This window comes from Streptomyces sp. BE303, from assembly GCF_036290945.1.
Lineage (GTDB): Bacteria > Actinomycetota > Actinomycetes > Streptomycetales > Streptomycetaceae > Kitasatospora.
In genome coordinates this window covers 1-628 of sequence record NZ_JAQYWZ010000222.1, presented here as the reverse complement: position 1 = coordinate 628, position 628 = coordinate 1, and the positions used below count along the sequence as shown (strand labels likewise).

Below are 628 nucleotides of genomic sequence, written 5' to 3'. Positions count from 1 at the left end.
GGTCGCGGCGGCGATGTCGTCGGCCATGGCGAGGTTGAGGATGGCTTCCTCGGTGGCGTGTTCGCGGTCGAGTTCGCCGGTGATGCGGCCGTTCTGCATGACGACGATGCGGTCGGCGAGGCCGAGGACCTCGGGGAGTTCGGAGGAGATGACGAGGACGGCGACGCCTTCTGTGGCGAGGTCGGCGATGATCTGGTAGATCTCGGCCTTGGCGCCGACGTCGATGCCGCGGGTGGGCTCGTCGAGGATCAGGACCTTGGGTTTGCGGGCGAGCCAGCGGGCGAGGACGACCTTCTGCTGGTTGCCGCCGGAGAGTTTGCGGACCTCGTGCTCGATGGAGGGGGTGCGCACCCGCAGCCGGTCGGTGTATTCCTGGGCGAGTTGGCGTTCGGCACTTCGGCGCACGAAGCGGAAGCGGCGCAGGCGTTCCAGGACGACGGTGCTGGTGTTGTCGCGGATGGAGCGGTGGAGGAACAGGGCCTGGGCCTTGCGTTCCTCGGGGGCGAGGCCGAGGCCGGCGCGGATGGCGTCGCCGGGGTGGCCGGAGCGCAGGGTGCGGCCGTCGAGGGTGACGGTGCCGGAGCGGAGGGGCTGGTCGCCGGCGAGGGCGAGGGCGAGTTCGGAGCGT

Annotated in this window: 1 protein-coding gene; it reads right to left on the bottom strand. The window is 70.7% G+C overall.

Translation table 11 applies throughout. From position 1 onward, the window contains the following. The coding region (locus PUR56_RS01420) for an ATP-binding cassette domain-containing protein (protein ID WP_329947510.1) at positions 1-628 on the bottom strand (628 nt) is incomplete at both ends.